Origin of the sequence: Phaeobacter gallaeciensis DSM 26640, assembly GCF_000511385.1 — a bacterium.
Lineage (GTDB): Bacteria > Pseudomonadota > Alphaproteobacteria > Rhodobacterales > Rhodobacteraceae > Phaeobacter > Phaeobacter gallaeciensis.
In genome coordinates, this window is sequence record NC_023137.1 from 997,126 (window position 1) to 1,010,438 (window position 13,313).

The 13,313-nt window shown below is 60.0% G+C and carries 14 protein-coding genes; 8 read left to right on the plus strand and 6 right to left on the minus strand.

Going from position 1 to position 13,313, the window contains the following annotated elements:
- Positions 1-4: 4 nt before the first annotated feature.
- Entirely contained in the window at positions 5-889 is an 885-nt protein-coding gene (locus tag GAL_RS04805; protein WP_040103905.1) for a hypothetical protein, read from the plus strand.
- Positions 890-1,441 (plus strand): hypothetical protein, encoded by a 552-nt coding sequence (locus GAL_RS04810; protein WP_024096455.1) that lies wholly within the window; start codon positions 890-892, stop codon positions 1,439-1,441.
- 312 nt (positions 1,442-1,753) lie between these two features.
- On the opposite strand, the gene GAL_RS22135 is transcribed toward GAL_RS04810, so the two are convergent.
- Complete coding sequence (locus GAL_RS22135) at positions 1,754-1,903, minus strand: entericidin A/B family lipoprotein (protein ID WP_072506443.1); 150 nt, start codon at positions 1,901-1,903, stop codon at positions 1,754-1,756.
- Between the two features lie 244 nt (positions 1,904-2,147).
- On the opposite strand from GAL_RS22135, the gene GAL_RS04820 reads away from it, so the two are divergent.
- The 5 genes from GAL_RS04820 to GAL_RS04840 all read left to right on the plus strand — a co-directional run bounded on the left by GAL_RS04820 (position 2,148) and on the right by GAL_RS04840 (position 7,077).
- A complete protein-coding gene (locus GAL_RS04820; protein ID WP_024096457.1) occupies positions 2,148-2,456 on the plus strand; it encodes a TraR/DksA family transcriptional regulator in 309 nt (102 codons plus the stop codon).
- A gap of 250 nt (positions 2,457-2,706) precedes the next feature.
- On the plus strand, positions 2,707-3,222 hold the full coding sequence (locus GAL_RS04825) for a PhnA domain-containing protein (RefSeq protein ID WP_024096458.1): 516 nt from the start codon (positions 2,707-2,709) through the stop codon (positions 3,220-3,222).
- Between the two features lie 105 nt (positions 3,223-3,327).
- Positions 3,328-3,981, plus strand: coding sequence for a protein-L-isoaspartate O-methyltransferase family protein (locus tag GAL_RS04830; RefSeq protein WP_024096459.1), 654 nt, complete (start codon positions 3,328-3,330; stop codon positions 3,979-3,981).
- Between the two features lie 139 nt (positions 3,982-4,120).
- Entirely contained in the window at positions 4,121-5,539 is a 1,419-nt protein-coding gene (locus GAL_RS04835; protein ID WP_024096460.1) for a TolC family outer membrane protein, read from the plus strand.
- A 128-nt stretch (positions 5,540-5,667) separates the two neighbouring features.
- On the plus strand, positions 5,668-7,077 hold the full coding sequence (locus GAL_RS04840; RefSeq protein WP_024096461.1) for a hypothetical protein: 1,410 nt from the start codon (positions 5,668-5,670) through the stop codon (positions 7,075-7,077).
- A 57-nt stretch (positions 7,078-7,134) separates the two neighbouring features.
- On the opposite strand, the gene GAL_RS04845 is transcribed toward GAL_RS04840, so the two are convergent.
- Both GAL_RS04845 and GAL_RS04850 read right to left on the minus strand, forming a co-directional pair.
- Positions 7,135-8,595, minus strand: coding sequence for a cobyric acid synthase (locus GAL_RS04845; protein WP_024096462.1), 1,461 nt, complete (start codon positions 8,593-8,595; stop codon positions 7,135-7,137).
- Between the two features lie 193 nt (positions 8,596-8,788).
- Positions 8,789-9,106: a DUF6280 family protein gene (locus tag GAL_RS04850; RefSeq protein WP_008207990.1), complete on the minus strand. Its 318-nt coding sequence runs from the start codon at positions 9,104-9,106 to the stop codon at positions 8,789-8,791.
- A gap of 216 nt (positions 9,107-9,322) precedes the next feature.
- Here GAL_RS04850 and efp point away from each other — a divergent pair, with 216 nt between their 5' ends.
- Positions 9,323-9,886: an elongation factor P gene (gene efp / locus GAL_RS04855; protein ID WP_024096463.1), complete on the plus strand. Its 564-nt coding sequence runs from the start codon at positions 9,323-9,325 to the stop codon at positions 9,884-9,886.
- Between the two features lie 91 nt (positions 9,887-9,977).
- Here the strand turns inward: efp and GAL_RS04860 are convergent, their stop codons facing one another.
- The 3 genes from GAL_RS04860 to GAL_RS04870 form a co-directional block, all read right to left on the minus strand.
- On the minus strand, positions 9,978-10,547 hold the full coding sequence (locus GAL_RS04860; protein WP_024096464.1) for a hypothetical protein: 570 nt from the start codon (positions 10,545-10,547) through the stop codon (positions 9,978-9,980).
- Between the two features lie 101 nt (positions 10,548-10,648).
- Entirely contained in the window at positions 10,649-11,389 is a 741-nt protein-coding gene (gene ygfZ / locus GAL_RS04865; protein ID WP_024096465.1) for a CAF17-like 4Fe-4S cluster assembly/insertion protein YgfZ, read from the minus strand.
- Between the two features lie 57 nt (positions 11,390-11,446).
- Positions 11,447-13,288, minus strand: coding sequence for an ABC transporter ATP-binding protein (locus GAL_RS04870; RefSeq protein WP_174888031.1), 1,842 nt, complete (start codon positions 13,286-13,288; stop codon positions 11,447-11,449).
- Positions 13,289-13,313 lie beyond the last annotated feature (25 nt).

Consider the following 13,313-nt stretch of genomic DNA (forward strand, 5'->3'; position numbering starts at 1 on the left):
AGCGTTGGCAAAAATCGGACTAAGACCTTACCTTATTGAAATATCTAGAAAAAGTGACTTTGAGACAGTTTCGGTCTGCGGCGAGGATGGTGGCCCTTCTCTTGCCGATACGCTTTCCGCATTCGAGACAACGTTCTCCAAAGGGAACTTAGCTATCCAAGATGACAGGTCGATTCACGTCAAGAAGCTGCCAAAAGATGGGTATAGCTTCCATGGACTGATCCAATACGGATCACTTGGAATCGATAGTGTCATTGCAGATGAAGAAGGTGATGAGGTTTTCGTCAGAACCTCAAACCATATGGAGATTTTGCCGCTATACTATCGGATTTGGGTTCCTGTAACAGGCACGGCTGCACTTGCGGTCCTACAGTCGTACGAGAGCAGGTCATGTGCTTCCCAGTTCTTGAATTTGCTCCGTGAATACTTCGAATTTAACCATGACGGATATCGCTTGACGGTAAAGAAGATCATGCCCAATCCTCAAGCAGCTCTTGCTAATTCAGACGTAAAGAAGCTTCGCTTCTATAAGAGAAGAGTTTCTGCGGACAAGGTTGAAAATATACCTTTGGACAACACTGACTACGTTCACATCGAACTGATACTGCATGCGCGCCGTTGCGGAACACTTGGCAGATTGAAGGACTTGGTTGGTTCATTAGATGAAGGAGCTCTTATCTACGAGGGAATCGAATTTGAGAGTGCCTCGGCGGAAGTGCAGATCGGTGATGAAAAGCGAAAAGTCGGTTTAATAAATGCATCAAACGCAGCAGGAGTCGTTGACATTTCAGGTGACGTAACGTTAACGCAAGGACATCCTGACCCGGACTCCATAGCCTCAGAAGCTAAGAAGCTGATTGTTGGGCTTAAGCAAGAATATGGCTTGTGAATGAAGTTTGGTGTCCTCCAAATTGTTAAAGATCACTTGGCTACATTGAAAGACGACAGGACTGGTGCAAGTTCCATAATTGATTTGTTCATCCTGTTTGTCTTTCCAGCAATTATTTCTGTTTTTGTGTATCGGGTTGCGACAGGAGTCGTCGAGACTCCAGTTTCAGAGTTTGTGTCTGCAGTTTCTGTTTTTTCTGCTATTCTGGTCTCTTCACAGTTTGCCATACATGCAATGCTTTCACGACCTTTGCCTGAAGAGCATGATGATATCCAAAAGGAAATCTTTTTGAAGGAGAGGGAGTCTGAGATTGTAATTCTTGGAGAGATTCATTCCACTATTTCCTACCTTATTGGTTTTGGTGTTTTTTCTCTGTTTGTCGCGCTCAGTTTCTCCGTTGTTTCGCTTTGCCCGCACGTTGAAGTGGCGGTATTAACTTGGTTTACTCTTCACTTTGTTCTGACAACTTTAATAGTGGTAAAAAGAATACACTTGTTGCTATCTCGTTCCTATAAACGTGCGCTTGATGAGCTTTTGAAGGCAAAAGAGTAAGCTTGTTTTTTGGTTTTTTCGCTTTTCACCTAACCAGTCCACCTGGTCGCCAGGCCGGGCAGCGCCCGTTCCGCTCCCCGTCATGCCGGAGGCGTGCTTCCAGCACGACGCGGGCGCTTCGCTTCCCACCCCGCCGGGCCGGACGCAGCCCTGTGTCGCTGTAAGCAGGGGTTCCCCTATACCACCGTCCCTTCGCCACCGGCAAAACGGCCTGACACGCCCCCTCTGCGGTGTCACGCAACCCCGGACGCAACAAAAAAACCGCCCAGCCCCTCGGGCCAGACGGTTCTGTCGTCCTGAACCTCAATGAAATCAGAGGCTGTTCTGCACGTCCTGTGCGGCGCCGCTGATGGCTTGGCCGGCTTTGGAAATATCGCGGCCGGCGCCTTTGGTGGTTTCGCAGGCGGTCAGGCCAAACAGCGCGCCGGTGAGGGCAAGGGTGGTGAGGGCGGTTCGGATCATCTCATGTCTCCCGTGGTCGATCTTGCCCAACAGATAGCAAGGCGGGCGGGGCCGTTCCAGTGGTTTGCGGCGGGATAAATCGGCGGCATTTTCACGACCGCAATGGCCCCGGCACCTCATCGCCCGCAGCAACCCCATCCCCCATATCCAGCGAGTACCACTTTGGACTGAAACCGCATAGGTTGAGTCGGGCCGATAGATTTTCGTCAGCACAACCTGTCACCGATCCGGGGAGGACCTCTGAATGAACCACGCCGCTCACAAGGACATACTGACACATCTGCGCAAGGGCTTGCCGGCCACCGGTGCGCCGCTCACCGCTGAGGCCACTGTGGTGCCGCTGGCGCCCCGGCGTGCCACCCCGGCCGCGGTACAGCCGTCCGAGGCCGTGCTCAGCCGCAAGTGGCTGGAACTGCGCCGCGATATCGACTGCGCTCTGGCCCGGCTGGATGAAGGGTCATATGGCTACTGTCAGATCTGTGGCGATCGCATCAGCGACAGCCATCTGAACGCGAATCCAACCACGGCATTCTGCGCCTCCTGCGCGGGCTGACAGCGCGCCGTTATTGCGGGACTGGCGCCTCCAACCGGTGCCCGCAACACCACCCCCGACGCCGACGCTCCCCGGCAGACCCAATCCTCTGCAAGCCCAACCCCTGTGGAGCCGCAGCAAATCTCCGTGCTGCATCCCAACTCGCCCGCGCCTCCACGCGGGCGCTTTTCTTTTTGACTGTTTTCATTGCCCGCGCGCTCCCCTACAGCAGGGCCATCCTGTTCTGACCTGCCCCGATGGAGCTTTGCCGATGTCCTGCGCCCTATGTGCCGCCGAAACCCCGCTTGTGTCTCATGAGGTGACCGGCGCCCCTGATGGCCACTCCCCGGAGGTTGCGATCTGCGAGATCTGCGCCGAACAGGTGACTGGTGATCTGGATCCCAATCACATGCGCTGCCTGTCCTCGGCGATGTGGTCCGAAACCCCGGCGGTTCAGGTGCTGGCAGCCCGGTTGCTGGCACGGCTGGCGGATCATGACTGGGCGCGCGACCTGGCCGACCAGCTCTGGCTGGAGGATGAGATCCGCGCCTGGGTTGAGGCCGCACCGGCAACCAGCGCGCATCGCGACAGCAATGGCGCGCCGCTGGCGCAGGGCGATTCCGTGGTGCTGATCAAGGATCTGCCGGTCAAGGGCGCAGGCTTCACTGCCAAGCGCGGTACGGCTGTCCGCAACATCTCCCTCGTCGCCGACAATCCCGAACATATCGAAGGTCGGGTTGATGGGCAGCGCATCGTTATGCTCACCAAATTTGTGAAAAAGAAATAGGCGACCCAGTCGCCACAGGGCCGCAGAAATGCGCACCCGCCCGTTGCCGCCCTGTCTCGGATGTGGCACAACCGGATCAACAGACTGAACAGATGAGTTTAGCATATGACTGACTTTGCCGAACGTCGCCGCATGATGGTCGACACGCAGATCCGCCCGTCGGATGTCACCAAATTCCCGATCATCGAAGCCATGCTGGCAGTGCCGCGCGAGGCCTTTGTTGCCGATGCGCAGCGTGAAGCAGCTTATGCCGACGGCAATCTGGATCTCGGCCCCGGCCGTGTGCTGCTTGAGCCGCGCACTCTGGCCAAAATTCTTGATGCGATGGATGTGCAGCCGGATGAGTTGGTGCTCGATGTGGCTTGTGGTCTGGGCTATTCCACCGCAGTGATCGCCCGCGTCGCCCAGATGGTGATCGGCGTGGAGGCGGATGAGTCCATGGCCTCTGAGGCGCAGGATCAGCTGTCGGCAGTTGGCGCCGACAATGCCATTGTTCACACGGGCGCGCTGGATGCCGGTGCAGCGGAACATGGCCCCTATGATGTGATCATCATTGAGGGTGGCGTAGAAACCGTGCCGGAGGCGCTGCTCGACCAGCTTAAGGATGGTGGTCGCGTGGCCGCGATCTTCATGTCTGGCGCATTGGGGGAGGTCAAAGTCGGCTATAAGAGCGTTGGCCAGATCTCCTGGCGACTGGCGTTCAATGCTGGTGCGCCGGTACTGCCCGGTTTTGAGGCGGCAAAAGAATTCGCTCTCTGATCCGCAGGGAGTTTACAGTCGATCCGCGCTGATGATCCCTATTGGGGCGGATCGCAACATACAGGCGTCTGACGATCCGCAGCGCCAGAGAGCAGAACGGCACTGCCGCGTCGGTAGGCCGGACCACATGAGGCTAAAGATGCGCAATAAACTGACGGCAAACCTGTTCAAGGCCTTCGTCTTCGCCGGAAGCGCAGCACTGCTGCTGGGCGCGCCGAAACAGGCCGCCGCCGATAATCTCTCCGATGCGATGATCGGCGCTTATAACACCAGCGGCCTTCTGGAACAGAACCGCGCTCTGCTGCGCGCGCAGGACGAAAATGTTGCGGTGGCCGTTGCCCGTTTGCGTCCGGTTGTGGACTGGGTGGCGCAGGCCGAACGTCGTTACGTTCGCACTGGGTTTGGCAACTTCGCCGTCTCCAATCACGATTCGTCGATTTCAACAGGACTGGATCTCTCCTGGTTGCTGTTCGACAACGGCGTATCCCGCCTGAACCAGATGGCGGCACAGGAAACCGTTCTGGCCACGCGGCAGGCATTGATTGATATTGAACAGCAGGTGTTGTTTGCGGCGGTACAGGCCTATGTCAATGTGCTGCTGCAGCAGGATACGGTGTCTTTGCGCCGCAACAACCTGCGCCTCCTGCGCGAGGAACTGCGGGCGGCCAATGACCGGTTCGAAGTCGGTGAGGTCACCCGGACCGATGTCGCCCTCGCAGAGAGCCGGGTCGCGGGCGCGCAGGCCAGCCTGATCGAAAGCCAGGGCGACCTGCTCAATGCAAAAGCAACCTATGTGCAGGCCGTCGGCCGTGAGCCGGGAACAATTGCGGGCCAGCCGCCACTGCCTCAGCGGGTCGCCTCTTTGCAGTCTGCGGAAGCCATTGCGATGCGCAATCATCCTAGCCTGCTGACACAGCAACATTCGGTCAAAGCCGCCGATTTGAGCGCTCAGAGCGCCAGCCGTGGCCTCGGCCCGACGGTGAACTTCCGCGCCAGCGTGGCTCACGGCGAAAATCCCAGCGGTTCGGGCACAAGTGACACGTCAAGCGCAAGCGTTGTGCTCAGCCAGCGTCTCTATGCAGGCGGGGCGGTGGCCTCCGCTCGGCGCGCCAGCATCGCCCGTCTTCAGGCGGAACGCGGTGCGTTGATCACCACTCAGCGGAGTGTCGTTCAAGATGTCTCCGAGGCGTTTGTGGTGCTGGAAGCTGCGCGTGCCAGCCTTGTCTCCTCCAACGAACAGGTCCGCGCCGCGCGCGTTGCCTTTGACGGTATCCGCGAGGAGGCCACCCTGGGTGCCCGCACCACGCTGGATGTACTGGAGGCAGAGCAGGAGCTGTTGAACGCCCAGACCGCGCGTGTTCAGTCGCGCGCAAATCAGGCTCTCGCGGCCTATGCGCTGTTGCAGGCGCAGGGGCTGCTGACGGCGGAACACCTTGGTCTGGCTGTCGAAATCTACGATCCGACGCTTTACTATAATCTGGTGAAGGATGCCCCGGCCCATGTCAGCCAGCGCAGCAAGGATCTGGACCGGGTGATGCGCGCCTTGGGCAAGAACTGAGGCTCGATCAGGTATCAATTGGAGGTCCGTTGGGGCGGGCCTCCCTAAAAACCATCTGATTCACACGGTTGTCTGGACCGGGACAGGTCGCTACACTCAATCGCAAGAGGCGAGAGTGATAAGCAAAAATGTCCGAACCGGTTACCCAAGCTGAAATTGAAGACGTCCTGTCATCGATCCGCCGTCTGGTGAGCGAGGACAGCCGCACCGCTGGCACCTCGCTCGGCAAGGGGGCAGAGGCGGCATTGGCTGCGCAGATCACCAAGCCCGTTCCGGCGCCATCCGGGGGGCAGGGCACTGCCGCGCCCGGATCCGCCAACGGCGTCACTAACGGCAGCAGCCAGCCGGTCACCCGTCTGGTTCTGACACCTGCGCTGCGGGTGCCGGAAAGTAAGCTGACCCCCGTTGCGCCCGCGCCTGAAAATCCCGCCGTCGCTGGTACAAGCGCTGTGGTAGGTGCTGCATCTGCTGACAGTGCTCACCGGTCTGAAGAGGCGGCCGATATCGCGCCCGGCCCAGAGGCAGATCCTTCCGGGAAAGACAGGTTTGAGGCGCTCTTGGCAGCAGACGCTATCGAGTTCTGGACTGAGCCTCAGGACCTTATCGCGCAGGGTATTGCGCTGCATGACAATGATCCCGGCAATGAGGATCTGGCCTTTTTCAATGGTATTGCCGCCGCCACAGCTGCTGATGAGGCCGCTGATGAAGTGGCGGAGACCCCCCACGCAGCCGCTACTGTCCCCGACGCGCCAACATCGCCAGCTGAGGTAACGCTCAACACTGAGGCCCCTTGGACTGATCCCACTGCCACGCTCTACCAGGCCGCCGCCAGCACGGATCATGATGATAGGGCGCAGGCCGAGGATCCCAATCCGGCCGCGTCCCCGGCAAAACCTGCCTCGCAACTAAACCCGAAGGTCGGCGCGGTGGTGCAGAAACTGGCAGAGATGGAGGCAGCCAATACCTCCCGTCCGGTCCTCTGGGAACCCGATGGCTCCCGCGACACGCCCTATGCCGGCAGTGATCTGGAAACACTCGCCTGGGATGAGCAGGACGGCGACACGGATGCACAGGGGCAGACGGAACCCGTCGATGAGACCCCGACGACCGTCGCGGATGTGGTTATCAGATCCGAGGGGGACGATACACAGGCGGAGACAGCTCAGATAGACGCCGCACCGCAGATCGAACCCTCAGCCCTCCAGCCGGAGCTGCATACGCAGGCTGAGGCGCCCGCCGTCGATACCGCGGTTGAGGAGAACACAAGCAGCGACATCCCAGCAGCGCCAGCCGCATCGACCACCGATAGCGTTGATCGTGATCTGCTGGAGACTTCAGTCACCGAAACCGCACTTGAGGCGCTGGACGCTCTTGGTTCCGATGAGAACTTTCTGGATGAGCACGCCCTGCGTGAGCTGGTCTCGGAAATCGTGCGTGAGGAGCTACAGGGGGCCCTGGGGGAGCGGATCACTCGCAACGTCCGCAAGCTGGTGCGCCGTGAAATCCACCGCGCCCTGTCGGCCCAAAACCTGCTCTGATACCTTTGCCCGGTGATCTTGGGGCGATTGTCACAGCCCCTCTGTGACACGCAGGAGTTACGCGCCGCGCACCGGCTCTGCCAGGGCCAACAACGCATCCAGATCCATACAGTCCTCAAGGTGATCCGCCAGCGCGTCCAGCGTGGCCTCAACCCCGTCGTCATAGCCCGCCACACTCTCATGGCCGAGGCCGGAGAGAACGGACGCCCGAAACGCATCCGAACTGAACAGCCCGTGCAAATACGAACCGCGCACCCGCCCATCGGGGGAGGCGGCACCCTCTGGACGGCCATCAATTTCCAGCCAGGCGCGGGAGCAATCCGGTCCATCAGTGCGCCCCATGTGGATCTCATAGCCGCTCACAGGCAAGTTGCCATTGCGGGTCACCGCCTCGGTCAATGTCACCCGTTTTTCACCGGCCATGACCGTATGCACATCCAACAGGCCTAGCCCGGTAACCTTGCCTGGACGCCCATCCACGCCGTCCGGGTCGTCGATGGTCTGTCCCAGCATCTGATAGCCACCACAGAGGCCCATGACATGGCCACCGCGCCGGTAATGGGCCAGGATATCAATGTCCCATCCCTGTGCCCGCAGATAGGTGAGATCGCCAATGGTGGATTTGCTGCCAGGGATCAGCACCAAATCCGCATCACCGGGCAGGGCGCGGCCCGCAGGCACGATTTCCACCGTAACATTGGGTTCCGCTGCCAGCGGGTCGAGGTCGTCGAAATTGGCCATGCGCTCCAGCTGCGGTACCACGATCTTGCAGGTGCCGCCGGGGCGGGAGGCGATGTCCATCATATCCTCAGCCGGAAGTTTCCAGGCATCCCAGAACCACGGGATTACCCCCATCGACGGCCAGCCGGTGCGCGCTGCGATATCATCGCGACCGGCATCAAACAGGCTGCGATCCCCGCGAAACCGGTTGACCGCAAAACCCTTGATCCGCGCCAGATCCTGCGGCTCCAGCACCGTATGGGTGCCGACAATCTGCGCGATCACTCCGCCACGGTGAATGTCACCCACCAGCACCACTGGCACCTCTGCCGCGCAGGCAAACCCCATATTGGCGATATCGTTCTTGCGCAGGTTGGTTTCTGCCGGGGAGCCGGCGCCTTCGATCAGCACCAGATCCACATCGGTTGCCAGCCGGTGAAAACTCTCCAGCGCCGCCTCCAGCAGACCGGTTTTGTCGCGCATGAAGGATCCGGCCGCCTGCGTGCCCCGCCGTTTGCCCTGCACAATCACCTGCGCGCCGGTCTCGGTTTCCGGTTTCAAAAGCACCGGGTTCATATCGGTGTGGGGGGGGCGCATGGCGGCGCGGGCCTGCAAGGCCTGTGCACGGCCAATCTCGCCCCCCTCAGGGGTGACAGCCGCATTGTTGGACATGTTCTGCGGCTTGAATGGGGCCACCGACAGGCCCCGGCGCACAAAGGCCCGCGCTAACCCGGCGACAATCATCGACTTGCCGACATTGCTGCCGGTGCCTTGGATCATGATCGCCCGTGCTGTCATGGCTTTCTCCCTCTCGCGCGTAATTGGTGGTTCGATCTCTCTGCTCTCTCAGCCATGGCGGATTTTTGACGCGCTGAAAAGCCCGCAGAGCGGCCTATTCCAAGTTGAAACCGCCACCACAAAAAGAAAAAACGCGCCCCCCAGGACGCGCTTTTCATTGTCGGTATTCTGTCTGTCAGACTGGCAGGTCTGTTCAGGCCGCTTCGGCCTGTGCCGCATTGCGGCGTTCGCTCTCTTCGCGCGACAGCGCAACAGAGGTACGGACACCACGGCCGACAAATTCCATCAGGCCGCCGACCACGCGTTCGTTGGGGTCGATGCCTGCACAGCTCAGCACTTCGCGCCCATCGCGCGACCGTGCCCACCGAGCAATCTGCTCAGGGCCGTTACCATATTTCTTGTCATCGGCAATCGCGTCATCAAGTGCCGCCAGCACAACCGCCGCAAACAGCTTGCGTGCCCGGTTGCCTTGCTCGTTATTATATGCGGTGCCGTCAACGAAATCTCGCATCGTGCTTCCTTTTTGTTCTTGCTATTGCAATTTCGGCGTAGCGCTCCTTATGGCGGAATTGTGACGATTCGGATAGCCTCCATACGCATATCTTTTATGCGTAATTTGCATAGCTCTCCGGTCTGTCACACGACATATCGTTGTCTTGCCAGCCGACTCCCTGCCAGATATAGGGGCGGTTAACAGTTCATCAACCACCCGAGAGGGATTTTTGTCATGCCCAAAATCAACGGTAACGAGATCCGCCCCGGCAATGTTCTCGAGCACAATGGCGGTCTGTGGGCCGCTGTCAAAGTCGATCACGTGAAGCCCGGCAAAGGCGGCGCCTTTGCTCAGGTCGAGATGCGCAACCTGCGCAACGGCTCCAAACTGAACGAGCGTTTTCGCTCTGCTGACAAGGTAGAGAAGGTGCGTCTGGAGCAGAAAGATCAGCAGTTCCTCTATGAGAGTGACGGCATGTTGGTGTTCATGGACACTGAAACCTACGAGCAGATTGAACTGCCGGCAGAACTTCTGGGTGACCGCCGTCCGTTCTTGCAGGATGGCATGACCATCGTTGTTGAATTCCACGATGACGAGGCGCTGAACGCCACCGTGCCGCAGAAAGTCACCTGCAAGATCGTCGAGACCGAGCCGGTCGTCAAAGGGCAGACTGCAGCCAACTCTTTCAAGCCGGCCATCCTTGATAATGGGGTGAAGGTCATGGTGCCTCCCTTCGTCGGGCAGGATGAGCTGATCATCGTCAACACCGAGACCATGGAATATTCTGAGCGCGCATAAGTGGTTAGCGCCAACATACCCGCGAAACAGAAACCCCCCGCAGCCCGGCTGTGGGGGGTTTTTCTTACGCCGAAGGTGCTGGCAGCTGCCCTCAGTTGTAGTCGATGTCGAGCTGACGCAGCTCCAGACTGTGGCCGCATTCATCCATCATCTTGCCATAGGCGGCGGTAAATCCGGCCAGAGACGCGTCCAGAACCATCTCGCCAGCGGCATAGGGCACCACCGTGCGCACCTCCATCCGCTGACCGTTCTGCATCCACAGAATGCTGTTCAGCGCGTCCATCCAGCGGACCTGCGCGCGCGCCTCAGCGAGGCCTTCGTCGTTGATTTCACCGTTGGCGACACCGTAGAACACCGCTTCCCGATCGATGATGAACCCAATCGCCTGACCGTTCTGCACCTGTGTCGGATAGTGACGAGGGGCGCTCTCAAACAGTTCCAGCTGCGGGTAGGTTTCCGGTGGGCCGACATCGCCTTGGGTCACTGACATACGCAGAAGCGGCAGCCCATCACCGCCGGTCCAGGCCGTGCAATCGCGCCAGTCATGCTGTTCCGTGATCCGAATTTCAGCGGCGACAGACCAGTCCTGATACTCCCAATAATCCGTCGCAAGGGCGGGCAGGGGCAGCAGGCTGAGGGCAAAATAGGGGAGCAGGCGCATCGGCAATTCCTCGAAAAATGACCCCTCAGACATAGCCGAGCGTTGGATCAACCCTGCCATGACGTCGCGTCACAAGCTGAAGGAGCGGCCACAGAATTGCCTCATGTCTTACCGTGCCAGTCGATCCGCGCGTCCTGCGCACACATGTCGTCGCCGGCGCGGTCGAATCGCAGATAGGCGATGGCCTGATTTCCGGCCTGCGTGAACAGCGTGCCGACAGGTTTGTCGGCGCGCCGGATCTCGGTGCCGACCGGGGCCTCTCCCGTGACGGCCACCGTGGCCAGCCCCTTGCGCAGTGTGGTCTTGTGCTTCATCCGGGCGGTGACCTCCTGGCCGACATAGCAGCCTTTGCGGAAATCGACGCCATTCAACCGTTCAAACCCGGCCTCCAGGATGTAGCTGTCCGGCCCCAGTTCAATGCCGGTTTCGGGGATGCAATGTGCCACACGGATTGCGTCCCAGTTGCTGTCGTCGTCGCCCGCCTCCGCGCCATAAAGCCGCCAGCCCAGATCCGGGTGGCGCGGATCCTCCAGCGCGCCCTCAGGCGCAGGCCCGGTGCCCCGGCGCACGGCCAGATCGGTTTCCTCAATAGTGATCTTGGCGCGCAGCCGGTACATGGTCAGCCGTTTGGCCAGACTGGCGGCCAGACTCTCGTCCACATCCAGCAGCAGATCCTCGCCATCCGCAGCGACAAAGAAATCCGCCAGATATTTGCCCTGTGGCGTCAGCAGGGCGGCATAGACCAGCCCCTGATCGACCTTGGCGACATCATTGGTGATCAGCCCCTGCAGGAAGTCACGGGTCTCGGCACCGGAGAGGCGCAGGATGCGGCGGTTGCTCATAGGTCAGGCTCCTGAAGGATCATGAGAGGCAATGTAGGTCGCGGGGTGGGGCAAGGCCTAGCCGAACATGCGGCGGGCCAGTTTCTGGAACCAGCGGGGCTGGTCACCGCCATCGCGGAATTGTTTCGGCGCCTGTGCGGCGACGCCCTCGCGGTCGACCAACGTCTTGCCGTCCTGAAACTGCAGCCGGTAGAGATCCGCATAGATGCCGCCGCGCTCCAGCAGCTCTTCATGGGTGCCATGGTCCATCACCTCGCCACGTTCCATCACCACGATTTTATCGGCATTGCGGATGGTCGACAGCCGGTGCGCGATGACCAATGTGGTGCGCCCGCCGGAGAGTTTCTCCAGCGCTTGTTGCACCACCTTTTCAGATTGCGCATCAAGGGCGGAGGTCGCCTCATCCAGCAGCAGGATCGGGGTGTCCCGCAGAAGCGCGCGGGCAATCACCACCCGCTGGCGCTGTCCCCCAGACAGGGCTGAGCCACGCGGCCCCACCAGCGTATCCAGCCCATTGGCGAGTTTCGGCAGGAAATCCGCAACATGGGAGGCTTTCAACACCTCCTCTAGCTGCGCATCAGTCACATCGGTGCGCCCCAGCAGGATGTTCTCGCGCAGGGTCTCGTCAAACAGCAGGGCCTCCTGTGTGACCACGGAAAACAACCCGCGCAGGTCATCCAGATCCAGATCCCGCACAGCAACACCGCCCACGGTGACGGATCCCTCCTGCGGGTCCACCAGACGGGTCAGCAGGTTGAAGATGGTCGATTTGCCGGCACCGGATGCACCGACTAGGGCGGTGGTCTTGCCTGCCTCGGCCACCAGCGACAGCTGTCGCAGCACATCCGAGTCGCCATAGCGCAGGGTCACATCCGCCAGCGCCACCTCCGGTAGGCCCTTGGGTGGGGCGACGGGGTTTTCGGGCGATACCAGTTTGATCGGAGAATCCATCAGCTCCTTGATGCGCTCCATCGCGGCGGCGGCCGCCTGCCAGGTGCCGCTGATCGATGCCAGACGGCGCATCGGATCAAAGGCAAGACCGATGGCGGTGAAGAAGCTCATGAACTCACCAACGGTTTTCTTGCCCTCGATGATTTCGGCGCCGCCATAGAGCACCACGCCCATCACGCCCAACCCGGCCATGATATCGATCATGCCGGTGGTGGAGGCTACGCCAAAGGAGGCGCGCACTTCGGAGCGGACAAACTGATCCATATGGCCGCCAAACCGGTCGGTTTGATAGTCTTCAAGATTGTTCAGCTTGATTGGCACGATGCCATGAAAAATCTCATCCAGCCGGGTAGAGAGGGACGCGCCCAGATCCCGCGCCTGCGAGGCCTTGCGTCGCACATAGCGCTGCACGGCGGCCAGCGGCAGCAGCAGCATCGGCAGGCCAATCAGCATGATCGCGGTCCAGCGCCAGTCCACGCTGATCGCCACCGCCAACACGGCCACCATCTGGGTGACATCGCGGCCCGCACCGGTGATCAGCGCCTGCCAGACAGAGTTGATGGCCATGACATCGCTTTGTACTCGCTGGATCAGAAAGCCGGGCGGGTTCACCTGATGAAACGAGGGATCCTGTCGGATCAGCCGCGCCAGCATATCCTTGCGCATATGCGCGGCAGAGGTCTGGGAAATCTTGCTGAGGATCACCTTCTGGCAGACGCTGGACAGACCCCGCATGGTAAAGATGATCAAAAACGCCAGGCTGACCCAGAACAGCGCATTGGTATTGCCCGCGACAAACACCAGATCGAACATCGGCTGCATCATGTAGCTGAGGCCACCAACGGTGCCGCCCTCAATCAGCATGAACAGGATCGCCAGACCCAATAGCCCCATGTAATGGCGCAGATAGCCGCGCCAGAGCCAGCCCAGCAACTCGCGCGAGGACATGTGCTCAGGCTTGGTCTTGATAACC

Excerpts from the sequence above, each read along its gene's own strand:
- GAL_RS04845 (WP_024096462.1), bottom strand. The coding sequence starts at position 8,595 with ATGACAGCACGGGCGATCATGATCCAAGGCACCGGCAGCAATGTCGGC.
- GAL_RS04870 (WP_174888031.1), bottom strand. The coding sequence starts at position 13,288 with ATGTCCTCGCGCGAGTTGCTGGGCTGGCTCTGGCGCGGCTATCTGCGC.
- ygfZ (WP_024096465.1), bottom strand. The coding sequence starts at position 11,389 with ATGAGCAACCGCCGCATCCTGCGCCTCTCCGGTGCCGAGACCCGTGAC.
- GAL_RS22135 (WP_072506443.1), bottom strand. The coding sequence starts at position 1,903 with ATGATCCGAACCGCCCTCACCACCCTTGCCCTCACCGGCGCGCTGTTT.
- GAL_RS04840 (WP_024096461.1), top strand. The coding sequence starts at position 5,668 with ATGTCCGAACCGGTTACCCAAGCTGAAATTGAAGACGTCCTGTCATCG.
- GAL_RS04820 (WP_024096457.1), top strand. The coding sequence starts at position 2,148 with ATGAACCACGCCGCTCACAAGGACATACTGACACATCTGCGCAAGGGC.
- GAL_RS04835 (WP_024096460.1), top strand. The coding sequence starts at position 4,121 with ATGCGCAATAAACTGACGGCAAACCTGTTCAAGGCCTTCGTCTTCGCC.
- efp (WP_024096463.1), top strand. The coding sequence starts at position 9,323 with ATGCCCAAAATCAACGGTAACGAGATCCGCCCCGGCAATGTTCTCGAG.
- GAL_RS04850 (WP_008207990.1), bottom strand. The coding sequence starts at position 9,106 with ATGCGAGATTTCGTTGACGGCACCGCATATAATAACGAGCAAGGCAAC.
- GAL_RS04860 (WP_024096464.1), bottom strand. The coding sequence starts at position 10,547 with ATGCGCCTGCTCCCCTATTTTGCCCTCAGCCTGCTGCCCCTGCCCGCC.
- GAL_RS04830 (WP_024096459.1), top strand. The coding sequence starts at position 3,328 with ATGACTGACTTTGCCGAACGTCGCCGCATGATGGTCGACACGCAGATC.
- GAL_RS04810 (WP_024096455.1), top strand. The coding sequence starts at position 890 with ATGAAGTTTGGTGTCCTCCAAATTGTTAAAGATCACTTGGCTACATTG.
- GAL_RS04825 (WP_024096458.1), top strand. The coding sequence starts at position 2,707 with ATGTCCTGCGCCCTATGTGCCGCCGAAACCCCGCTTGTGTCTCATGAG.